The organism is Achromobacter sp. JUb104, from assembly GCF_024806975.1.
GTDB classification, from domain to species: Bacteria; Pseudomonadota; Gammaproteobacteria; order Burkholderiales; family Burkholderiaceae_B; genus Achromobacter; species Achromobacter spanius.
Map to the genome: position 1 here is coordinate 1811343 of NZ_JANUEY010000001.1, position 21531 is coordinate 1832873.

General features: G+C 60.9%; 20 protein-coding genes. 6 read left to right on the forward strand and 14 right to left on the reverse strand.

Translation table 11 applies throughout. The features are described 5' to 3' along the window. Nucleotides 1-48: 48 nt before the first annotated feature. From M2361_RS08130 to M2361_RS08180, 11 genes are all read right to left on the reverse strand, one after another. Nucleotides 49-705, reverse strand: a complete 657-nt coding sequence (locus M2361_RS08130; protein WP_259247694.1) for an ABC transporter ATP-binding protein — start codon at nt 703-705, stop codon at nt 49-51. Continuing rightward, a complete protein-coding gene (locus tag M2361_RS08135) occupies nt 702-1487 on the reverse strand; it encodes an ABC transporter permease (RefSeq protein ID WP_259247696.1) in 786 nt (261 codons plus the stop codon). The genes M2361_RS08130 and M2361_RS08135 overlap by 4 nt, the downstream gene beginning before the upstream one ends. A gap of 36 nt (nt 1488-1523) precedes the next feature. Next, nucleotides 1524-2585, reverse strand: coding sequence for a polysaccharide biosynthesis/export family protein (locus M2361_RS08140; protein WP_259247703.1), 1062 nt, complete (start codon nt 2583-2585; stop codon nt 1524-1526). Between the two features lie 66 nt (nt 2586-2651). After that, nucleotides 2652-3758, reverse strand: a complete 1107-nt coding sequence (locus M2361_RS08145; RefSeq protein ID WP_259247705.1) for an ABC transporter permease — start codon at nt 3756-3758, stop codon at nt 2652-2654. Between the two features lie 213 nt (nt 3759-3971). Beyond that, a complete protein-coding gene (locus M2361_RS08150) occupies nt 3972-5444 on the reverse strand; it encodes an LTA synthase family protein (protein WP_259247707.1) in 1473 nt (490 codons plus the stop codon). 142 nt (nt 5445-5586) lie between these two features. Then, nucleotides 5587-6381: an SDR family oxidoreductase gene (locus M2361_RS08155; RefSeq protein WP_259247714.1), complete on the reverse strand. Its 795-nt coding sequence runs from the start codon at nt 6379-6381 to the stop codon at nt 5587-5589. Between the two features lie 250 nt (nt 6382-6631). Beyond that, nucleotides 6632-7135 (reverse strand): Dps family protein, encoded by a 504-nt coding sequence (locus M2361_RS08160; protein WP_100855864.1) that lies wholly within the window; start codon nt 7133-7135, stop codon nt 6632-6634. A 154-nt stretch (nt 7136-7289) separates the two neighbouring features. Beyond that, the gene (locus M2361_RS08165; RefSeq protein WP_100855865.1) at nt 7290-8240 is read right to left on the reverse strand and encodes a LysR substrate-binding domain-containing protein; all 951 of its coding nucleotides are present in this window, start codon (nt 8238-8240) and stop codon (nt 7290-7292) included. A gap of 82 nt (nt 8241-8322) precedes the next feature. After that, entirely contained in the window at nt 8323-10413 is a 2091-nt protein-coding gene (gene recG, locus M2361_RS08170) for an ATP-dependent DNA helicase RecG (protein WP_259247718.1), read from the reverse strand. Between the two features lie 39 nt (nt 10414-10452). Then, the gene (locus tag M2361_RS08175) at nt 10453-10839 is read right to left on the reverse strand and encodes a Rid family detoxifying hydrolase (RefSeq protein WP_046804923.1); all 387 of its coding nucleotides are present in this window, start codon (nt 10837-10839) and stop codon (nt 10453-10455) included. Between the two features lie 108 nt (nt 10840-10947). Continuing rightward, on the reverse strand, nt 10948-11862 hold the full coding sequence (locus M2361_RS08180) for a LysR family transcriptional regulator (RefSeq protein WP_259247727.1): 915 nt from the start codon (nt 11860-11862) through the stop codon (nt 10948-10950). A gap of 95 nt (nt 11863-11957) precedes the next feature. Here M2361_RS08180 and M2361_RS08185 point away from each other — a divergent pair, with 95 nt between their 5' ends. From M2361_RS08185 to M2361_RS08195, 3 genes are read left to right on the forward strand one after another with little or no spacing between them, the layout of a single operon-like run. Further along, a complete protein-coding gene (locus M2361_RS08185) occupies nt 11958-13316 on the forward strand; it encodes an acyclic terpene utilization AtuA family protein (protein ID WP_259247729.1) in 1359 nt (452 codons plus the stop codon). After that, nucleotides 13313-13702 carry a hypothetical protein gene (locus M2361_RS08190; protein ID WP_259247731.1) on the forward strand — a complete coding sequence of 130 codons (390 nt, stop codon included), beginning with the start codon at nt 13313-13315 and terminating at the stop codon, nt 13700-13702. The genes M2361_RS08185 and M2361_RS08190 overlap by 4 nt, the downstream gene beginning before the upstream one ends. A gap of 42 nt (nt 13703-13744) precedes the next feature. Further along, a complete protein-coding gene (locus tag M2361_RS08195; RefSeq protein WP_259247733.1) occupies nt 13745-14710 on the forward strand; it encodes a tripartite tricarboxylate transporter substrate binding protein in 966 nt (321 codons plus the stop codon). 103 nt (nt 14711-14813) lie between these two features. Here the strand turns inward: M2361_RS08195 and M2361_RS08200 are convergent, their stop codons facing one another. Further along, a complete protein-coding gene (locus tag M2361_RS08200) occupies nt 14814-15590 on the reverse strand; it encodes a ferredoxin--NADP reductase (RefSeq protein WP_259247734.1) in 777 nt (258 codons plus the stop codon). Nucleotides 15591-15855: 265 nt separating this feature from the next. On the opposite strand from M2361_RS08200, the gene M2361_RS08205 reads away from it, so the two are divergent. The 3 genes from M2361_RS08205 to M2361_RS08215 all read left to right on the forward strand — a co-directional run bounded on the left by M2361_RS08205 (nt 15856) and on the right by M2361_RS08215 (nt 19477). Then, complete coding sequence (locus M2361_RS08205; RefSeq protein ID WP_100855872.1) at nt 15856-16899, forward strand: Fe(3+) ABC transporter substrate-binding protein; 1044 nt, start codon at nt 15856-15858, stop codon at nt 16897-16899. A gap of 113 nt (nt 16900-17012) precedes the next feature. Next, nucleotides 17013-18695: an iron ABC transporter permease gene (locus M2361_RS08210; RefSeq protein ID WP_259247737.1), complete on the forward strand. Its 1683-nt coding sequence runs from the start codon at nt 17013-17015 to the stop codon at nt 18693-18695. Nucleotides 18696-18700: 5 nt separating this feature from the next. Then, nucleotides 18701-19477: an ABC transporter ATP-binding protein gene (locus M2361_RS08215; RefSeq protein ID WP_259247739.1), complete on the forward strand. Its 777-nt coding sequence runs from the start codon at nt 18701-18703 to the stop codon at nt 19475-19477. A gap of 35 nt (nt 19478-19512) precedes the next feature. Here the strand turns inward: M2361_RS08215 and M2361_RS08220 are convergent, their stop codons facing one another. Further along, nucleotides 19513-20490: a tripartite tricarboxylate transporter substrate binding protein gene (locus M2361_RS08220; RefSeq protein WP_259247741.1), complete on the reverse strand. Its 978-nt coding sequence runs from the start codon at nt 20488-20490 to the stop codon at nt 19513-19515. 91 nt (nt 20491-20581) lie between these two features. Continuing rightward, nucleotides 20582-21487 carry a pirin family protein gene (locus M2361_RS08225; RefSeq protein ID WP_259247743.1) on the reverse strand — a complete coding sequence of 302 codons (906 nt, stop codon included), beginning with the start codon at nt 21485-21487 and terminating at the stop codon, nt 20582-20584. Between the last annotated feature and the right edge of the window lie 44 nt (nt 21488-21531).

Genomic DNA, 21531 nt, shown 5'->3' on the forward strand with positions numbered 1-21531 from the left:
TTTCCTGCCTTAACCGCATATCTTCCTGCCATGAAGTGACTCTGCCTCCTACAGCGACGTATAGGCGGCAATCCCCTCTTCCACATCATCGAACCGTTGGATCTTGCCACTATTCAATAGCAACACCATGTCGCAAAAAGATCGTACTTGGCTCATCCCGTGCGTGACTAGCAGGATGTTCGCCTTGCCGACGCGTTGCTCAAATGCTTCAGTTGCCTTTTTCTTGAAGTGCGTATCACCAACCGACATGGCTTCATCGACGAGATAATAATCGAAGTCAAAGGCGAAACTAAGGCCGAATGCGACTCGACCACGCATGCCCGACGAGTAAGTGTTCACCGGTTGATCGAAATAATCGCCAATTTCCGCAAACTCCTCTACGTAATTAACAACCTCTTTCATTCGCTCGCCTTCCGCGCCATAGACCCGGGCGACGAATTTGACGTTCTGTCTTCCCGTCATTGAGCCCTGGAATCCGCCACTCAAACCAACGGGCCACGAAATCGTCTTTCCAGAGATAATCTTTCCAGAATCCGGAGTGTCTTGACCGCCCAACAACCGCATCAAGGTAGATTTTCCGGCACCATTTCGACCAATAATCGCTACATTTCGATTTGAAGGTATTTCAAAGGACAGATCGCGAAAGATGTATTTCCGCCCATGGTTTGTGCGATACGACTTAGTAATAGAACGCAGTTCGATCATATTGCCACCAACTGCTCGCGGCGAACTCGGTAAAGCACCACGCCAATGAATAGGGTTACCAATGAGACCGCAGCGGCATACCCGATGCTTATGCCGTTGACTTTCGGATATTGAAGAAACGTGGCTTCTCGAATCCCGTCGATGAGATGAAGAAAGGGATTCCACCACATCCATTCTCTGAAATGGGGAGGTACAAACCAAATGGGAAGAACGACCCCGGACACAAAATAAAGCGGCATGAACAAAAGCCTGATGAAACCCTTCAATTCAGGCATCGCTTCGCCAATGACGCAGAATACCAACGCCAAGCCAATCGAAAAAGCAATGCCTATGGACATCACCATAATCCACTTCAACGGATCATGGATGGCCACGTCATACCCGCCCCAGAATCCCAGTGCAAAAATTATCGCCACGTAGACGCACGCCATCAAGGCGCACTCCACAATCGTGCGCGCCAGAATCGTATCTATAGGCTTTATCTGCCGATAAGCGAACAGAGCTTTATTAGCCGAAATCGATTCCATGCCTTTCATGATAATGTTTCTGAAAAGCAGGTAAGGAATAAGCCCGGTGATCAAGAACATCGGAAAAGGCGGACCATATTGGAACTGACCGCGCATCAATGAAAAAATCGCAGTTAACGCAACGATGTGCGCCAACGGTTCAAATATGAACCAAAATGCGCCCAGGCGGTCCGCACCGAATCGCCCCCGGACCTCTCGGACGACGAGGGCGAACAGCACCGCCTTAATTATGGTTAACGAATTTCTTTTCTTCATTGCATTCAGGAGAAAATGGGCGAGACGAAGGCGACACTATTGATCAAAGGTCTCAATCGTCCGCCCCAGCACCAGCACCTGAACGATTGGAGAAATAATCTTCTGCAATTCATACACGACTGCATTCGTCACGTAGATCGCATCTTCGGGCTGCACCAGGAACTGGCGGGCCAAAAACATAGCTGCCGGTTCTTTCATATTCAGACGGAACACCTCCGCCATTGACTTCACCTCGCCCGTAGTCGCATCAGTCTGATCCACCAACCGGAAGATGAAGACGCCCGCTGCATCCGCCTTCCCTTCATTCAAACCCTTGACAGTGCCAAGGACCTCAAGGAGGCTCGCATTATTTGACGGCAAGTCATGCAACCCCGGCAGCCCGACCGCCCCCATAGCGACGAATCGTTGCCGCGCCCGCTCGAGAATCACCTCCGCCCCGGGTGGAACGATTTGATTTTTCCCCGAAAGCAGGTCCTGATAATTGAACTGGTAAGACTGCTTTCCGGTCCGAACGACAACCCGAATCAAATGAGGTTCCAATAATGGCCCACCCGCGCGATTGATCGCGTCCAGTAAAGTCAGGGGGCCTTGCAACGCAGAGAACCTACCAGGACTTTTCACCGCACCCGCCACTAGGACGGATCCAGATAAATCGCCGGTTAAGCCGACCTGTACTTGCACATCGGTCGTGATTCCTTTCAGCCTTTTTCTGATTAGGGCTTCAAGCTCGCTCAACGTCATATCAGCGACGACCTGACGACCCACGTAAGGCAGCGATATCGTGCCCTTGCTATCCACGCGGACACTATCAAATACAGTGCCGCCCAAGGCGAGCGGCGCAAAAACCGCACCTTCGGTGGCACTATCTGCAATCATCACCCGAATGACGTCCCCGGGCACCAGTTTTACTTCCGGAACGCTTGGCATTGCAACTGAAACACCGGGGGCCTGCTCGCGAGGCCGCATATACGGCGCAATAGTTTGAGCGCTCAGCTCAATCAGCTTGTAATCCTGCGACTCGTCATTGCTGACGACCGCATTGCGCGAAGGGCCGGCCGCAGACAATAGGCTGCCGCAACCCGTCAGTAACAGCGGCACACATAAAACTGCAAGTCGACATGCAGATTGGGGAATTATCGATTTCATGGATTTAGAAGCGCAGTTTCAATCACGATGGTCTTCGATCGTAGCGATGACGAAGCGGGCAATGCCGTAGAACAAAAGCAGTCCAATGAAGAGAGTGATCAGGTTATAGATACGCTCGGGGTAGATGGCCTTGTCAGGGGCATTAGGGGAAACGACCGTAACCAGGCTGCGCAACTTCTTGCTGGCTTCAATTCTCGTGGACTCCACTGAGCTGACCGCATACTTATAAGCCTCTTCAGCGATAACCGCATCGATCGTCAAATTCCGGTACTGCGCCGCCACGACATTAAGCTTGTCGCCGCCCTTTTCAGACAAAAGACGATTTGACTCCGACTTCAACTGCGTTTCCAGGGCGCGTATTCGGTTCCTTTGCTGGCGGACCTGAGGGGTATTACTGTCGAGCGTAGCCAGCAGACCATTCAACGCGGTGCGCTCCTTAGTAAGGCTAGCCTCCAACTCCACGATAACGCCAGCCCTGGCTTTTGCTGTCGCTTCAGCGTCAAGCAGGTTGCTTTCGTTTTGGAAAGTCAACATTGCGTCGCGCCTCTCTTCATACGTCTTACGTGCGCTAGCGAGCTCGCTTTGCGCAAATGCCATCTGGTCACGTGCCATCCGATGGGAGAGTTCATTCACGAAGCGTTCGCTTTCGCCAAGCATGACTTTAAGAGTTTGCTCGGCAAACGCAGAGTCAAACGCCTGCACATTTACGCCCAACAGCCCTGTCTGTTCGTCGAATACTGTTGTCACAACGCGCCTATAAAACTCCAGCAAATCCTCTTGCGGCGAATCCGCGGGCAACCAATAAAGCGGGTCCCGCCACCGTCCCGCATAATGCTGGGACCAGTTTAATTCGCGCTCGAGCACATTCAACATATCTTGAGAAACAACAAATTCGCGAAGATACAAGGTTTCTTCTCGCGAAGTCGGATTCAAACCGGTAAGCATTACGGCCAACCCCGGAATCTGCGGCGCCTCGTTATTACCCACTTGGCGAACAGCGACCTGTGCCCCGCTAACATAGCGATCTAACGCAAAGAAACTGTAATAAACAACCGCAGCCAACATCGGAATGGCGACAAGCCACACCATAAGATGCTTGGACTTGAATTTATCGAAATTTATCATTTTACATTTTGTTATCTATATCGAATGCTGAACTGTTACGGCATTCGTTCGACTGTCAGCTTTTTCTTTACGTTTTTACATAGGAGGAGCCGCAGCATTGTACTAGCATTGACGCAGGGATCTGTTACGTTCAATATCAAATTTAAGACAAATTATTTACATACACGTCATTCTGTGCGAGACCATCGAAACGCGATGTAACACAGCAACCAACTAACGCCGAGGTGCTATCGGGTTATACAGCTGCGCGGCCGTTAAAAACGCAATCGCAAGATCTGCAATGTCGCACGATTTCGCTCTGATTTTGATATCCGAAATATTAATTGCCGCGTCGGAGCGCCACAGCAGATAATCGGAGTCTCCTTCTGGCGCACCGAGCTGCCGATAAACGCCGGGCATGATCGGCACATGGTCACCATATATACATAACGACGACGGGCGTTCGCGGCTCTTCAACGCATCTCTAAGCATGCCGAACATCGCATCGGCATTTCGCAAATGCCGTGCGTAGGTCACGAGATCGTCGCAATCGTCCGGAAGCTGGCACTTTAATAATTCTCTCCTGTCGCGGTCCGAAACCGTTTCCCAATGAAGGGGCCCATGATTTTCCATCGTTATTACATGGATATAAACGGGGGCATCGTTCTCGCGGGGCAACATCTGAGCCACTTTTTCCGCCAAAGCTCGGTCGCCGACATACGGACCATCCCTGTTGACATCATCAAAAGCTTCAATACCAATGAATTCATCGAAACCCAACCGCGGCAACACCACATCGCGCCGATAAAAGCCGCGATGGTACGGATGTACACAAATAGTCCGATACCCTAATCCTTTCAGATATGAGGCAAGTGTTGGAAACCCATTCCGAGCAAGAAAACGATACGGATTATATTGATGTACGCCCAATACCTTGCCGGCAATTCCCGAAAGAAAACTGAACTCCGTGCGTACTGTATTTGCGCCCCAAGCCGCGACCGTCAGGCTTCCGTGTCGAACTGACTCGCTTTTAATCAAGTCAAAATTTTTCAGCACCTCCGGCTTCAATGCCGAATAGTAGCGTCGAGCGTCAAAGAAGGACTCGCTTTGAACAACCACCAAATCCGGCGTCGATGCGGGAAGCCCATGCGGAGCTTCTAGCCCCGCGAACGGCGCTAGCTTGAGCAGCTCATGGGGCGATTGGCGCTCCGCGTGCGCATAAGTCCACAGAGCAGCCACGAGTCCGAAGGAACGCAAATCGTCCGAGGCTTCGTAAATCGGCCTGCAATGGCGCCCAGCGCAAGATGCCAGAAGCAGCCCGGAAGTAGCTAATGCCGCCGTATGTAAATAGAACGGCATCAACGGCGCTACGGGATCGAATAAATGGGCCTGTTGTGCTGGGCCATACAACGCTAGCCATATGCCCGCACCCGCAGTCATGGATCCTTCCAAGGCAAGCCCTGCCCATAACGCAATGCCGTATCCGCCTCCAGCAACCAATGTGTTCAGCGCACCGAAAAAGGGTAAGTACAACCGGGGATGCCGAATTGCATCAATGAAGTATTCGAAATCTGGATAAATAAATGGCTCTCTCAAGACCCGATATTTGGCATTGCTGACCAAAATGATAAGGAGCTCAATTACAAGCACGTTCGCCACGCCAAAGTATGGGCGCCGAAATAGCGCCAATTCGAAAGCGAACAGCATTGTCCACACACCGACATGCACGCCAACAGAAGCAAATGGTCGACGCCAAGGCACTAGCGGCCTAGGGAAAAGTAGCCCCTCCAATACCAGTGAAAGCACCAGCCCAGCCAGGTAAGGCGGCAGCAGAGGTATCCAATAGCCTTCAATCACCGTAGCCCATCCTCTTCAGGATCCACCCCGACACGGCCGGATGGATCACCGACAGCAGGAAGCACCCCAGATTCAACGGAAACGGAAAACTGATCCTCGCCCGATTCCGCTGCAACCCACGGCGAATCACCCTGGCCGCCCTATCCGCCTTCCACAGAAACGGCTTAGGGCCCGGCATATCGAAGCACATCTGCGACTCCACGTACCCCGGCATGACGACGTTGAACTTGATGCCTTCACCGGCAAGCGCGTCGCGCATGGCTTCGCCGTATACCTTCACTGCGGCCTTGCTGGCGCTGTAGCTGGGGGTTTCCGGCAAGCCTCTCCAGGCTGCCAACGAACTGATCAATGCAATCTGTCCATGCCCCAGGCGGCGCATGGCGGGCAGCACGCCGTGGACGGTGGCGAAGACGGCTTTGACGTTTACGTCCAAAAGGCGATGAACGTCTTGCCATTCTTCGCCCTGCCCGTCCGGCCCTGTGTTGATGTTGACGCCGGCATTAGCGACCACCAAGGTGGGCATTTCGGTTTCGCAGACGTTGGCCAACCACGCCATCAGCGCGTCGTGGTCGCGCACGTCAAGCTCTTGCGTGATGACACGCGCACCCAGCGCGCTGCAACGGTCGGCCAGTTCTTGCAGACGTGTGGCGTTGCGGCCTTGCAGGATCAGGGTTTTGGCGCCGGCGCTGGCGTATTCCAGCGCAAGCGCGCCGCCGATGCCTCCGGTTGCGCCGGTGATGAGAACGCAGCGCGGAAAACCGGGCTCTTGGCTATCGGTGGTGTGCATGCTTGGGGGACTGAGTTGGCGCGGTGGCCAATGGAAGTGCGGTGAAGCCGCAGGGCACGCGAAGCCCGCGCGGCGTAGGCGCGGCTATAGAGGGCAAGGCAAGACGTAGAGCGAATGTGGGCGTTATCTGTGGCACGGATACATGGACATGGCCGCCTTGCGGCGGCCATTATCTGGGTGTTCACAAAGATGCGGCCACCTTCCCGCTAGGAAAGATGGCCGGCCATTGTAAGCGAACAAACGCCCCTTGTTATTGCAACAAGCTACGCAGCATCCATGCATTCTTCTCATGCACGTCCAAGCGCTGCGTCAACAGGTCAGCAGTCGGTTGGTCGTTGGCGGCGTCGGCCTTTTCAAAGGCGGAACGGGCGGTCTTGGCGACGGATTCGTTGCCGCTGACCAGCAGGCGCACCATTTCCAGCGCTTCCGGCACCGATTCAGGTTCGGCAATGGACGACAGCTTGGAATATTCGCGGTAGGTGCCGGGCGCGTAGTGGCCCAGGGCGCGGATGCGTTCGGCGATGCTGTCCAGCGCGGTCCACTCTTCCGTGTACTGCGTCATGAACATCTGGTGCAGCGTGTTGAACATGGGCCCCGTGACGTTCCAGTGGAAGTTGTGCGTCATCAGGTACAGCGTGTACGAGTCAGCAAGCAGCTTGGACAATTCGCCGGCGACGGCGGCGCGGTCCTTGTCCGAAATGCCGATGTTGATGCGCGGGGCGCTGCTCGGGGTCTTCTTGGGGGACTTGGCCATTGCTAGCTCCTATTAGGAAAAGTACGAAGGAAGGATACCACTGCAAACATGCTGAATTGACGCAAACCCCGCACAAAACCAGGGTAGCCAGGCCTTGCATTGATACGGCGCAAATGGGGCGCGCGTCGCAATATGCCGGGCCTTGAATACGCGGCTAGTCCTGTATCGCCGCGACCTCGTCGGCCAGCATTTTGACGCCGGGCAATTCGCATTCGTAGACGGCTTGGGCCAGGGCTTCGATGGCGGCCAGGCGGGGGAAGCTGCGGCGCCACGCCAGGACGACGCGCCGTTCGGGCACATGGCCGTCAAACGGCAGGTAGCGCAGCAGGCTGTTGCTGGGCGGGTGTTCGGGCACGGCGGTGATAGGCAGGACGGTCACGCCGATGCCGGCGGCGACCATGTGGCGGATGGTTTCCAGGGACGAGCCTTCAAAGGTGCGCTGGATGCCGTCGCTGGCCGCTGAAAAGCGTGACAGCTCAGGGCAAACCTCCAGCACCTGGTCCCGAAAGCAATGGCCGCTGCCCAAGAGCAGCATGGTCTGCTGCTTCAGGTCCTGAGCGTCGATGGATTTTCGTTGTGCCAGTTCGTGGTCGTTGGGCACGGCAACGATGAAGGGTTCGTCGTACAGCGGCTGCATGACCAGGCCGGCTTCGGGCAAGGGCAGCGCCATGATGGCGCAGTCAATTTCACCCTGGCGCAGCAGTTCCACCAGACGCACGGTGAAATTCTCTTGCAGCAGCAGCGGCATTTGCGGGGTGCGGCCGATTTGCACGGGAACCAGTTTCGGCAGCAGGTACGGCCCGATGGTGTGGATGACGCCTACTCGCAGGGGTCCGGCCAGGGGGTCATGCCCCTGTCGCGCAATCTCTTTGATGCTGGCGCTTTCTTCCAGCACCTTCTGCGCCTGCGCGACGATGCGTTGGCCGATGGGGGTAACGCCCACCTCGGCGCCGCCGCGTTCGAACAGCGTCACGCCCAGTTCGTCTTCCAGCTTGCGTATCGCGACCGACAGCGTGGGCTGGCTGACGAAACAGGCTTCGGCGGCGCGCCCGAAGTGGCGTTCACGCGCGACGGCAACGATGTACTTGAGTTCGGTGAGAGTCATGGTGGACTACGCCCCCGGGGGTTGCGCGCGGGCCTTGGGGCCTGCGCTGAAGTGATTCAGGTTAAGAGCGGGCCGCATTGCGTCAGGTCCGCAGGAAGTCTTCGCGGCCACGCATCCAGCGCGCCAGATGCGCCTCGACCGCGGCGGGGTGTTCGGCCCGCAGCCACACGGCTGCATCGCGCGCGTCTTCCGCAATGGCGGCGTCGGTTTCCAGGTCGGCAAAACGCAGCAGCGCCATGCCGGATTGCCGCGTGCCCAGGAATTCACCGGGGCCGCGCTGTTCCAGGTCGCGCCGGGCAATTTCAAAGCCATCCGACGTTTCAAACATGGCGCGCAGGCGTTCACGCGCCACCTGCGACAGCGGCGTCTGGTAGAGCAGCACACAGACCGATTCGGCGGTGCCGCGCCCTACCCGCCCGCGCAACTGATGCAGTTGCGCCAGACCGAAACGCTCGGCGTGTTCGATGACCATCAGCGATGCATTGGGCACATCCACGCCCACTTCGATGACGGTGGTGGCCACCAGCAGGTCAACCTCGCCTTCGCGGAAGGCCTGCATGACGGCGGCTTTCTCGGCTTGAGGCAGGCGGCCATGGACCAGGCCGATGCGCAGGTCAGGAAGATCAACCCGCATGCCTTCGTAGGTGTCCACCGCCGTTTGCAGTTCCAGGGCTTCGCTTTCTTCCACCAGCGGACAGACCCAATACACTTGCTGCCCGCCACGTGCCGCTTGGGCAACGTGGGCGATGACTTCTTCACGCCGCGCGTCCGAGACCAGCTTGGTCAGCACGGGGGTGCGGCCGGGCGGCAGTTCGTCGATGACAGAAACATCCAGGTCCGCGAAGAAGGTCATGGCCAGCGTACGCGGAATGGGCGTGGCGCTCATGTTCAGTTGATGCGGGACGATGCGTCCGCGCACGGTTTCGCCCTTTTTGGTCAGGGCCAGGCGCTGGCCGACGCCAAAGCGGTGCTGCTCGTCGACGATGGACAGCCCCAGGCGATGAAATTCAACGTGATCCTGGATCAGCGCCTGCGTGCCCACCACCAGTTGCACGCTGCCATCGGCGGCGGCAGCGGCGGCTTCGCGGCGAGCCTTGGCGGTAAGGCTGCCACTTAGCCAGGCGACGTTCACGCCCAAGGGCTGCAACCACGACACCAGTTTGCGAAAGTGTTGTTCGGCCAGAATTTCGGTGGGCGCCATCAAGGCCACTTGCGCGCCGCCGGCAATGGCCTGGGCGGCGGCAATGGCGGCGACCACGGTTTTGCCGCTGCCCACGTCGCCTTGCAACAGGCGGTGCATGGGATACGGTTTGGCCAGGTCGGCAGAAATTTCCTGCACCACGCGCTCTTGGGCGGCAGTCAGTTTGAACGGCAGGTTGGCGTACAGCTTGGCGACCAGGCCGCCCGACTCGTTACGCACCGGTAGCGATTCGGCTTCCTTGATGCGGCGGGCGGCGCGCGCGGCGGCCAGCGACAGTTGTTGTGCCAGCAGTTCGTCGAACTTGATGCGGCGCCAGGCCGGGTGCACGCGGTCCAGCAGGGCTTGTTCGGACTCGCCCTGCGCGGGGGTGTGCAAGGCGCGGATGGCGGGTTCGAACGGCGGCAGGTCGTAGCGTTGAAGGGCTTCCTGCGGCAAGGTGTCAGACAGGTCGGCACGGTCCAGCGCCTGGGCGATAGCACGGCGCAACGTCAGTTGCGGCAGGCCTTCGGTAGTGGGGTAGACCGGGGTCAGCGCGGTAGGCAATGGCGCGTCGGCATTGGTCATGCGCGGGTGCACCATCTGGCGGCCGAATAGATTGCTGCGGACTTCACCACGCGCGCGCAGGCGCTTGCCCACGCTGATCTGCTTTTGCTGGCTGGGATAAAAATTCAACCAGCGCAATTGGATTTCGCCGGTCTCGTCAGCCAGCGTGGCGGTGAGTTGGCGCCGAGGCCGGTATTGCACCTCGGACTTTGTGATCTCGCCTTCCACCTGCCCGGCATAGCCGGGCCGCAAGGCGCTGATCGGAATAACGCGGGTTTCGTCCTCGTAGCGCAACGGCAGATGCAGCACGAAGTCCTCGGGCAACACCAGACCCAGATTACGGAGCTTGCGCTCTGTATCTGTCATGGGTTTGCCGGCGCCGTTTTTATCGGCGCCGGGTCGCTTGGAAGCCACGGCCGCGGCCGGCATGCTGGAACGAACCCCTGGAATGCTGCGTGCGGGTACGCCTTACAGAACCATGATGGCCTCGACTTCGAACTGCGCGCCCTTGGGCAGGCTGGCCACACCAATGGTCGAGCGCGCCGGAAACGGCTGCGGAATGATCTCGGCCATGATGGAGTTGGCGGCGGTGAATTTGCCCAGGTCGGTCAGGAACAAGGTCAGCTTGACCACGTTGTCCAGCGTGCCGCCGGCTTCGGTGATCACGGCTTGCATATTGGCGAAGGCCTGACGCACTTGTGCGTCGAAATTCTCGGAGACCAGATCGCCCGTGCCCGGCTCCAGGCCGATCTGGCCCGACAGGTAGACAGTCTTGGTGCCGGTAACGGCAACCGCTTGCGAGTAAGGGCCAACGGCGGCGGGTGCGGCGTCGGTATGGATGATTTGCTTGCTCATGGGCGGAATCCTTCAGGTGACGGATAGAAGCTACAACTATCGAAGTTTATCCAGCAATAGACGTTTGCGAAAGTGGCCGAATGCCGCAGGGATGATTGAAGCCCTGTTTCATACCTCTGCCTGATGGCCGGCGCCGCCGATATCGCCCCGATGCGCAATCAACAAGTCGGCCAGCGCCTGCGCGGCCACCGACAAGCTGCGGCCTTTGCGCTGCACCAGGTAAAGCGGCCGGGTCAGCGCGCGCCCGGCCAATGGCACCACGCGCAAATCCTTGCTGGCGAAATGAAACAGTGTCATGGCGGGCACAACTGATACCCCAAGGCCCGCGCGGACCAGCCCGGTCACGGTGGCCAGGTGCTCCACTTCAAACACGGGCAAAGGCGCATCGGCGCCGAAAGCCTCGTCCAGATGTTTGCGCACACTGCTGCCGCGCGCAAGCTGAATGACGGGGTAGCGGGCGATGTCCCGAAGCCGCACCTTGGCCTGCTGCGCCAGGGGATGATCTGCGCGGCACACCAGAAAATAGCGATCGGCGTGGAGGAATTCGCTGTCCAGGTCCGTCATGTCGGCCCGACGCGAGGCCACGGCAAAATCGACCTGCCCGCTTTGCACCATGTCCAGACAGGGGTCCAGCAAGGCGTCGCGCAAGTCGACCACGATGCCGGGATGTGCCTGCCCAAAGCGGGCCAGCAGGCCAGGCAACCAGCCCGCCGCCAGCGACGGCAGCGCCGCCAGCGCCACGCGGCCACGTCGGCGGGCGGCGTGGTCACGCATGTCTTCCATCACCAGGTCCATGTCCGCCAGCAGGCGGCGCGCGGACGCATCCAGCACCCTGCCCTCGGCGGTCAGCTCCACGTGCCGGGTGTTGCGGTCAAACAGCCGTAGTCCAGCGCTATCTTCCAGTTGCCGGATCAGTGCGCTGAAGGCGGGCTGCGTCAGGTGGCAGCGTTGCGCGGCCCGCGTGAAATGGCGTTCGTCGGCAAGCGCAACAAAGGCGCGCAGTTGCCGGGCAGATAGATTCATGGCTTTTCTCTATCAATTAATCCGATCTTTCTATTTTACGGATGATCCGCGCATGCCTATAGTGGCCTGAAACCGCAAGGCCGACTGGACCTCTCATGCCTCAATCTCCCCTGCTTATCGGCTGCGCCTCTGGCTTTTCGGGCGACCGAAGCGATGGCGCTGCCGCCGTGGTGCGCACCCTGGCCGCCCAGGGCGGCGGCACGCTTATCTTCGAAACGCTTGCCGAACGCACGCTGGCGCTGGCGCAACTGGCGCGCAACGACGACCCCGATCGCGGCTATGAACCGCTGCTGGACGAGTTGGTGTCGCCGGTGTTGGCCGACTGCCTGCGCCACGGCATCAACATCGTCAGCAACTTCGGCGCGGCCAACCCCCAGGCCGCCGCCCGACGCATTGCGGCAATCGCGCGCGAACAGGGCTTGCCCGTGCCGCGCATTGCGGTCATCCACGGCGACGCGCTGGACACGCCCGAGCAACGCGCCCTGCTGCAAGAACGCTTGGGCGCCGTGCTGGCCGGACACGACGTGGTCAGCGCGACGGCCTATTTGGGCGCCACGGAAATCGCAGAGGCCTTGGCGGCCGGCGCGCAGGTGGTGGTGGCGGGCCGCGTGGCCGACCCATCGCTCACGCTGGGTCCGGCTTTGGCTCACTTTGGCTGGGACGCGGCAGACTGGCCCCGCCTGGGGCGCGCCACCATGGCCGGCCACATGCTGGAATGCGGCTTGCAGGTCACGGGGGGCTACTTCTGCGTGCCGGGCCTGAAAGAGGTGCCCGACGTGCATGCGGCGGGCTTTCCCATTGCGCAGATTGAGGCCGACGGCGAATTCATCATCGGCAAGGCTGACGCCACCGGCGGCGCGGTGGACGCCCGTACGGTAAAGGAACAGCTTCTGTACGAAGTCCACGACCCCGCGCGCTATCTCACGCCCGATGTGGTGGCTGACTTGAGCCAGGCGCGTGTGGTTGAACTGGGCGGCAACCGCGTTGCGGTGCACGGCATCACGGGCCACGCGCGGCCGTCCGAATTGAAAGTCAACGTCTGCTATCGCGGCGGCTGGCTGGCCGAAGCCGAGATCTCTTATGCAGGCGTGCAAGCCGAAGCGCGCGCCCGCCTGGCTGCCGACATCGTGCAGAAGCGGCTGGGCTCCTCATTCACGTTGCGCGCTGACCTGATCGGCGCCATCAGCATCCTGGGCGACGATGCAGGCGAAATGCGCCGCGCGCTGCCCGATTCCCATGCGCGCGATGTGCGCCTGCGCCTGGCGGGTGAACACGCCGACCGCGCCCAGGCCGAACGCATCCTGCGCGAAGTCACGGCGCTGTACACCTGCGGCCCAGCCGGCGGCGGCGGCGTGCGCACGGCGCTGCGGCCCCGGCTGAACATGCTGTCGTGCACTATCCCCCGCGACGCCGTACACAGCGGCTGGAATTTCCTGGAGGCCATCGCGCCATGAGCCACTCGTCAAGCCCGCAAGCCGTGCCGTTGTATCGCCTGGCCCACAGCCGCTCTGGCGATAAGGGCAACATTTCCAACCTGAGCCTGATCGCCTGGGACCCGGAGTGCTACGAAGTGCTGGCGGCGCAGGTGACCGAGGCGCGCGTGGCGGACTGGTTTGCGTACCGCCATCCCGCGCGCGTTACGCGCTATTTGCTGCCCACCCTGCACGCCATGAACTTCGTGCTGGAAGGCGTGTTGGACGGTGGCGTGAACGACGCACTGAACCTGGACACGCACGGCAAGAGCCTGTCTTTCCGATTGCTGGACCTGACGGTGGAGGTCAGTGCTGAACTGGCGCGCCGGCTGCCAGATGTACCCGGCGACCGTCCTCCGGCCGCCTGATTCTTTTCCACCCCCTATAAAAAACATCACAGGAGACACAACATGCGCATTTCATCCAAGGGCCGCCTGGCCCTGTTGCTGGCCGCGGCCCTGCCTTTGAGCGCCCTGGCCCAATCGTTCCCCACCAAGCCCATTACTTTCATCGTGCCGTTCGCAGCCGGCAGCGCCACCGACCAGATCGGCCGCGCTATCGGCCAGGGCGTCACCGAGCAGACCGGACAGGCCGTGGTCATTGAAAACAAGCCGGGCGCCAGCGCGATGATCGGCGCCGCCGCCGGTGCGCGCGCCACGCCGGATGGCTACACGGTGTTGATCACCACGAACACCACGCACGCTGCCAATGAACACCTGTACAAGTCGCTGACCTATCACCCGGTGAAGGACTTCGCGCCGATCACCTTGCTGGGCAAAGGCGGCCAGATCATGGTGGTGAACCCCAGCTCGCCGGCCAAGACCGTGGGCGAATTCCTGGCGCAAGCCAAAAAGCAGCCCGGCAAGTTGAGCTTTGGCAGCGGCAGCTCCAGCAGCCGCATCGCGGGTGAACTCTTGCAGCAGATGGCCGGTGTGCAACTGCTCCACGTGCCGTACAAGAGCAACCCGCTGGCGGTCACTGACCTGCTGGGCGGCCAGATCGACATGATGATTACCGACACGGCCACCGGCCTGCCGCAGGTCAAATCTGGCAAGCTGCGCGCGCTGGGCGTGACGGGCACGGCGCGCTCGCCGTTGGCGCCGGACGTACCGACGATTGCAGAAGCCGGCGTCCCCGGCTACGAAATGGGCTACTGGTTTGCGGCCTACGCGCCGGCCGGCACGCCGCCCGATGTGGTCAAGCGCCTGAACGAACTGCTGGTCAACGCCACCAAGGCCAAGCCCGCCCAGCAGTTCTATGCGCAGACAGGCACCGACGCAGCCAGCTCCACGCCGGACGAACTGGCGAAATTCCAGCAAGCCGAATCGAAGAAGTGGGGCGACATCATCAAGAAGGCGGGTATCCAGCCGGAATGATGCAGGCCGAGTTGGGCCTCGTTGGCCCGTGGCTGGCCCAAAAGCAAAAACCCATCGCACGCGATGGGTTTTTGCTTCAAGCCCTGGACGGCTTGTCTATCGATTATTTATCAACAAACGCGCGCTCAACCACGTAGTCGCCCGGCTGGCCCACGCCCGGAGACACGATGAAGCCGCGCTTGTCGAGCATGGCGCTGATGTCGGCCAACATATGCGGGCTGCCGCAGATCATGGCGCGGTCGGTTTCCGGGTTGATTTGCGGAATGCCGATGTCGTCGCACAGCTTGCCGTTTTCCATCAGTTCCGTAATGCGGCCCTGGTTGCGGAACGGTTCGCGCGTGACGGTGGGGTAGTACACGAGCTTTTCGCGGACGACGTCGCCGAAGAACTCATTGTTCGGCAGTTCTTTCTCGATGAAGTCGGCGTAGGCCAGTTCGCTGACCCAACGCACGCCGTGCACAAGAATGACCTTGTCGAAACGTTCGTAGATATCCGGGTCTTTGATGATGCTCATGAAAGGCGCCAGGCCGGTGCCCGTGCCGAACAGGAACAGATGCTTGCCGGGCTTCAGGTCATCGACAATCAAGGTGCCAACCGGCTTGCGGCTGACCAGAATGGTGTCGCCCTCTTTCAGATGCTGCAGCCGCGACGTGAGCGGGCCGTTCTGCACCTTGATGCTGAGGAATTCGAGGTTTTCTTCGTAGTTGGCGCTGGCGATGCTGTAGGCCCGCAGCAGCGGTTTGCCTTCAACTTCCAAGCCGATCATGACGAAGTGGCCGTTGTGGAACCGCAAGGCCGCGTCACGAGTCGTGGTGAAGGAAAACAGGGTGTCGTTCCAGTGGTGCACGCTAAGTACGCGCTCAGTGTTGAAAGCAGCCATGTCGGATTCGTTGTATTAGGGTTGACCCTATTCTACAGGTCTTGTTGGGAACTTGTCTCATTATTCCGTAATACGCTTATGCCGTATTGATAGGGATCAAGCCGGGAACAGCCACCCCTTACGAAAAGTTGAATGCGCCTTTGCTTCCTGTTATCGTCGCGTTCTCAGTTGATAATCATTTTCGTTAGCAGACTGTTTTAAGCAGTGGAAAGGTCAGGCTTACGCCCGGCCCTTTTCACTAGCAGCCCTAGCCGGAGTTCCCGACATGACCAAGCGTCCCCAATTGAATTCGCTGCTGCGCGCCCTCGCGCTGGCAGGCGCCGCCGCCTTCACCGTTTCGGCCAATGCCGCCGAAGAAGTCAGCCTGTACACCACCCGGGAACCGAAGCTGATCCAGCCTCTGTTGGACGCCTTCACGAAAGAAAGCGGCATCAAGGTCAACACCGTGTTCGTCAAGGACGGCCTGCTGGAACGCGTCAAGGCCGAAGGCGCCAAGTCGCCCGCCGACGTACTGATGACCGTGGACATCGGTAACCTGCTGGACCTGGTTGACGGCGGCGTGACGCAATCGATCAAGTCGCAAACCCTGGAATCCGTGATTCCCGCCAACTTGCGTGGCGCCGACGGCAAGTGGTACGCCCTGTCGCTGCGCGACCGCGTGCTGTACGTGGAAAAGGATCTGAAGCTGGAGTCCTTCCGCTACGAAGACCTGGCCGACCCCAAGTGGAAGGGCAAGGTCTGCATCCGTTCCGGCCAGCACCCCTACAACACCGCCATGGTCGCGTCCATGATCGCGCATGACGGCGCCGAAGCCACCGAAAAATGGCTGCGCGGCGTCAAGGCCAACCTAGCTCGCAAGGCCGCGGGCGGCGACCGCGACGTGGCTCGCGACATCCTCGGCGGCATTTGCGACATCGGCCTGGCCAACGCCTACTACGTGGGCCACATGAAGAACGCCCAACCCGGCACCGACGCGCGCAAGTGGGGCGATGCCATCAAGGTCATCCGCCCGACGTTCGCCAACGAGAAAAGCGGCGGCACGCACGTGAACGTCAGCGGCGCCGCCGTGGCCGCGCACGCGCCCAACAAGGCCAACGCCATCAAGCTGCTGGACTTCCTGGTGTCGGAACCCGCCCAGGCGCTGTATGCCCAGGCCAACTACGAATACCCCGTGCGCAAGGGCGTGAAGCTGGACCCGGTTATTGCCAGCTTTGGTGAATTGAAGGTTGATCCGTTGCCCCTGACTGAAATCGCCAAGCATCGCAAACAAGCCAGCGAGCTGGTCGACAAGGTCGGCTTCGACAACTGATCTTTCGATAGCCGCATGACGCTTATGGCGTGATGCGGCCGTCTGACAGTATTGGGCCTGTTCCCTTTTTTGAAGGGAACAGGCCTTGCCATTGATGCCATCGACTTTGAAGTATGCACACTGAATCTTTGCCCCGGCCTTTGCCCCGGCCCATGCGCCTGCGCTGGACAGAACGCGGCGCGGGCTGGCTGGCGGGCGCCGGGCTGATCGCCCTGGCCGTGCTGGCCCCCGTGCTGACGTTGGGCTGGTGGGCGTTGGGTGGTGAATTGGCGCACTGGCAGCACTTGGCCAGCTACGTGCTGCCGCAAGCGCTGGCCAACACCGCCATGCTGCTTGCGGGCGTGGGCGTGGTCGTCACGCTGCTGGGCACGGGCGCTGCCTGGCTGGTGACCGCCTACGACTTTCCCACTCGCCGCATCCTGACCTGGGCGCTATTGCTGCCGCTGGCGGTACCCACCTACATCATTGCGTTTGCCTACCTGGACCTGCTGCACCCCATCGGCCCCATCCAGACCGCCATCCGCGCGCTGTTGGGCTACGACAGCCCGCGCCAGTTCCGCCTGCCTGACCTGCGGTCGATCTACGGCGCCATCTTCGTGCTGGGTTTCGTGCTGTACCCCTACGTCTACCTGAGCACGCGCGTCATGTTCATGACGCAGGCGGCCAGCTTGCTGGAAGCCGCGCGCACCTTGGGCGCCGGCCGCATCGCCGTCTTCTGCCGCGTGGCCTTGCCCTTGGCCCGCCCCGCCATCGTGGTGGGCGTCAGCCTGGCGCTGCTGGAAACCTTGAACGACATTGGCGCCTCTGAATTCCTGGGGGTGCAGACGTTGACGGTATCGGTCTATACCACCTGGGTCACGCGGTCCGACCTGGCGGGCGCGGCGCAGATTGCGCTGACGATGCTGGCCATCGTGATTGGGCTGATCCTGCTGGAGCGCCATGGCCGCAAGCGGCAGCGCTATGCCAACACGCAGCGCATGCGGCCGATGCAGGCGCGCCGGCTGCACGGGCCGGCCGCCGCCATCGCCGCCGTGCTGGGCTGGATCCCCGTTGTGCTGGGCTTTGTGGCGCCTGCCCTGTACCTGGTCGTGGAAACCTACAAGCGCCTGCATTTGGTGGGCGGTGTGTCCGAGCAACTGATCAATGGCCTGAGCAACACGCTGATCGTCGCGTTCAGCGCCACCATCGTCACGCTGCTTTGCGGCTTGATCGTGGCGTGGGCCGGACGCACCTTGCGCGAAAGCGCGGGATTCAACCCTGGCCGTGCGTGCGCGCGCATTGCCAGCCTGGGCTATGCGGTGCCCGGCACCGTCCTGGCCATCGGGCTGCTGACACCTTTCGTGTGGATCGACACCGCGGTCGCCAAGGTCTTTGGCGGAACCGGGCTGTTCCTGATGGGGTCCATGGCCGCGCTGGTATGCGCCTACGTGATCCGCTTCCTGGCCATATCCACCGGCGCGCTGGAAGCCGGGCTTGCACGCATTCCGCCTTCGCTTGAACAAGCCTCGCGCCTGTTAGGGGAAAGTGCCGGCGGCACCTTGCGCCGCGTCCATCTGCCCTTGCTGCGGCCCGCGCTGGCGGCCAGTGCCCTGCTGGTGTTCGTTGACGCCATGAAGGAACTGCCGGCCACCCTGCTGCTGCGCCCCATGAATTTCGACACGCTAGCAACCTGGCTCTACGCCGAAGCCGCCCGCGGCACGTACGAGGAAGGCGCCGTGGCGGCGCTGGCGATCGTGCTGGCCGGCCTTCTGCCCGTCATCCTGCTGGCGCGCACCAATCTGAAAATGGGACATTGATCATCGTGCCCGATCTCTTAGAAATCGAACATCTTTCCCTGGCTTACGACACGCCCAAGGGCTTGAAACCCGTTGTGCAGGACTTGTCGCTGGGCTTGCCCGTGGGCCATATCGGCTGCTTGCTGGGTGAGTCCGGCTGCGGCAAGACAACGGTGCTGCGCGCCATTGCCGGCTTTGAGCCGGTGCGCGCCGGCCGCATTCTGTTGGACGGTACGGTGATCTCGTCGCCGACCGAGCAGGTCGCGCCCGAACACCGCCGCGTGGGCATGATGTTCCAGGATTACGCGCTGTTCCCGCACCTGACGGTGGCGCTGAACGTCGCCTTCGGCCTGCGCAAGCTGCCGCGTGCCGAGCGTGCCCGCCGTGTCGAAGAAATGCTGACATTGGTGGGCCTGGCCCATGCCGCCAACAGCTATCCGCACGAGATCTCGGGTGGCCAGCAACAGCGCGTGGCGCTGGCTCGCGCACTGGCGCCCTCGCCCGACCTGCTGTTGCTGGACGAACCGTTTTCCAACCTGGACGTGGACACGCGCGAACGCCTGGCGTTCGAAGTGCGCGACATCCTGAAGACGACCGGCCACACCGCCATCCTCGTCACGCACAACCAGGCCGAAGCCTTCGCCATCGCGGACCGCATCGGGGTGATGAGCCAGGGCAGCATCGCGCAGTGGGACACCCCCTACAACCTGCACCATCGCCCCAGCAACGACTTTGTGCGCGACTTCATCCGGCGCGAAGCGTTGGATGAACAGCGCGAGCAGGCTTTCGCCCGCGGGCGCTGAACCCTGGCGCCAATCGGCGCCGCATCCGTCGGCGGTCAGTCCGCCGACAGTTTCACCTTTTGCGACAGGGCCTTGAACGATTCGTGCTGGCTGGCCGTCAGGCGTTGCACCTCTTCAGGCGTGGACCCGTAAGGCATGAAACCCGCCTGTTCAAGCTTGTCCTTCACTTCCGGCAACGCCAGCGCCCATTGAAAGGCCTCGCTTAACGCGCGCGTGGCCTCGGGCGACATATTGGCCGGGCCATACACCGCGAACCACGGGTCGACCACCGCGCCGGCATAGCCCAGTTCGGCCAGGGTCGGCACGTTCGGCAGCGCCGGCGCCCTCTTGCTGCCCGTCACCGCCAGCGGGTGGATCTTGCCCGACTTGATGTGCGGCAACGACGCGGGCAGGTTGTCGAACATCACGGGCAAGTGCCCGCCCAGCAGATCGTTAAGCGCCTGCGCGCTGCCCTTGTACGGCACGTGCTGCATGCCGGCGCCGGTCAACTGGTCGAACATCACGCCAGCCAGATGCATGGACGTGCCCGTTCCGGGTGTGCCGAACGAAGTGCCCGGGTGCTGCTTGGCGTAGGCGACCAGGTCCTTCACGCTGTCTACCTTCAAGGCGGGGCCGGTTTCCAGCACCACCGAGGACGCGCCCAACATGCTGACCCCCGTGAAATCCTTGGTGGGATCAAACGGCATCTTGGGATAGACGAAGGGGTTCAACGCATTGGTGGAAATGGCGCCGAACCCGATCGTATAACCGTCGGGCGCGGCTTTGGCCACGGCATCCATGCCGATATTGCCGCCCGCGCCCGGGCGGTTTTCAACCACGACGGGTTGGCCCAGTTTCTCGGCCACTTTCTGCCCAGCCGTGCGCGCGACCAGGTCGGTGGTGCCGCCGGCCGTGTAGGGCACGATGAAGGTGATGGGCTTGGTCGGGTAGCCCGCCGCCTGCGCCACGGACGCGCCGTGTACAAGCGCCAGCGCGGCCACGCCGCGTACCAGATTGAACGTATAGCGATGCATGTGTCTCCATCCTGTTGTTATCAAGGTTTGGAGGCGCATCATACTGCCGCGCAGGGCTTGCGCGGCAGGGAGTCGCAACGACTTTTTCAGGTCAGGCGCGCGGTTCCGGCAGCGGGATGAATTCCGTTTCGTCGCCCGGCACAACCTGATCGAAACGCGTGCGCTGCCAATCCTGCTTGGCTTGTTCGATACGGTCCTTGTTGCTGGACACGAAGTTCCACCAGACGTAGCGCGGGCCATCCAGGGGCTCGCCACCGATCACGGCGAAGCGGGCGGCGGTTATTGCACGGATCTGCACCGGGCGGCCGGGTGCAAAGACGACCAGGCGTCCGCTTTCGAAGACCTGCCCGTCGACTTCGACGGTGCCTTGAGCCAGGTAGGCGGCGCGCTCTTCGTATTCCGCCGGCAGCACCGTGGTGGCGCCGGCTTGCAATTGGAGGTCACCATAGAAGAGCGGCGACAGCGTCTTGACGGACGACGTCTTGCCGAACAGCGAGCCCGCCACGACCTGGGCGCGCACGCCCTCGCCTTCAATCACCGGCTGCGCGTCCAGCCCGTAGTGCGTGAAACCGGGGTCCGTTTCTTCGTACTTGGTGGGCAGGCCCACCCAGATTTGCAGGCCACAGAGGCGTTGCGGCGACAGACGGGCTTCGGGCGACGAACGCTCGGAGTGCACAATGCCGCGCCCTGCCGTCATCCAGTTCACTTCGCCGGGAAGAATGGTCTGGGTATGGCCAGCACCATCGCGATGTACCATCGACCCTTCATACAGATAGGTCACCGTGGACAGGCCGATATGCGGGTGCGGCCGCACGTCGATGCCGGCGCCCACGTCAAAATCGGCGGGCCCCATGTGGTCCAGGAACACGAACGGCCCGACGGTGCGGCGCTGCGCCGACGGAATGGCGCGCCGGACAGAAAACCCGCCCAGGTCGCTGGTGCGCGGCACAACGATGGTTTCGATCTGGCTTTCGCCTGCTTCGGACAAGGTGGACATGGTGTAGAGCTCCGCATGAATTGGCCAAGGGCCATCGTGAAAGA

Excerpts from the sequence above, each read along its gene's own strand:
- M2361_RS08130 (WP_259247694.1), bottom strand. The coding sequence starts at position 705 with ATGATCGAACTGCGTTCTATTACTAAGTCGTATCGCACAAACCATGGG.
- M2361_RS08135 (WP_259247696.1), bottom strand. The coding sequence starts at position 1,487 with ATGAAGAAAAGAAATTCGTTAACCATAATTAAGGCGGTGCTGTTCGCC.
- M2361_RS08145 (WP_259247705.1), bottom strand. The coding sequence starts at position 3,758 with ATGATAAATTTCGATAAATTCAAGTCCAAGCATCTTATGGTGTGGCTT.
- M2361_RS08150 (WP_259247707.1), bottom strand. The coding sequence starts at position 5,444 with ATGCTGTTCGCTTTCGAATTGGCGCTATTTCGGCGCCCATACTTTGGC.
- M2361_RS08155 (WP_259247714.1), bottom strand. The coding sequence starts at position 6,381 with ATGCACACCACCGATAGCCAAGAGCCCGGTTTTCCGCGCTGCGTTCTC.
- M2361_RS08160 (WP_100855864.1), bottom strand. The coding sequence starts at position 7,135 with ATGGCCAAGTCCCCCAAGAAGACCCCGAGCAGCGCCCCGCGCATCAAC.
- M2361_RS08165 (WP_100855865.1), bottom strand. The coding sequence starts at position 8,240 with ATGACTCTCACCGAACTCAAGTACATCGTTGCCGTCGCGCGTGAACGC.
- recG (WP_259247718.1), bottom strand. The coding sequence starts at position 10,413 with ATGCCGGCCGCGGCCGTGGCTTCCAAGCGACCCGGCGCCGATAAAAAC.
- M2361_RS08175 (WP_046804923.1), bottom strand. The coding sequence starts at position 10,839 with ATGAGCAAGCAAATCATCCATACCGACGCCGCACCCGCCGCCGTTGGC.
- M2361_RS08180 (WP_259247727.1), bottom strand. The coding sequence starts at position 11,862 with ATGAATCTATCTGCCCGGCAACTGCGCGCCTTTGTTGCGCTTGCCGAC.
- M2361_RS08185 (WP_259247729.1), top strand. The coding sequence starts at position 11,958 with ATGCCTCAATCTCCCCTGCTTATCGGCTGCGCCTCTGGCTTTTCGGGC.
- M2361_RS08190 (WP_259247731.1), top strand. The coding sequence starts at position 13,313 with ATGAGCCACTCGTCAAGCCCGCAAGCCGTGCCGTTGTATCGCCTGGCC.
- M2361_RS08195 (WP_259247733.1), top strand. The coding sequence starts at position 13,745 with ATGCGCATTTCATCCAAGGGCCGCCTGGCCCTGTTGCTGGCCGCGGCC.
- M2361_RS08200 (WP_259247734.1), bottom strand. The coding sequence starts at position 15,590 with ATGGCTGCTTTCAACACTGAGCGCGTACTTAGCGTGCACCACTGGAAC.
- M2361_RS08205 (WP_100855872.1), top strand. The coding sequence starts at position 15,856 with ATGACCAAGCGTCCCCAATTGAATTCGCTGCTGCGCGCCCTCGCGCTG.
- M2361_RS08210 (WP_259247737.1), top strand. The coding sequence starts at position 17,013 with ATGCACACTGAATCTTTGCCCCGGCCTTTGCCCCGGCCCATGCGCCTG.
- M2361_RS08220 (WP_259247741.1), bottom strand. The coding sequence starts at position 20,490 with ATGCATCGCTATACGTTCAATCTGGTACGCGGCGTGGCCGCGCTGGCG.
- M2361_RS08225 (WP_259247743.1), bottom strand. The coding sequence starts at position 21,487 with ATGTCCACCTTGTCCGAAGCAGGCGAAAGCCAGATCGAAACCATCGTT.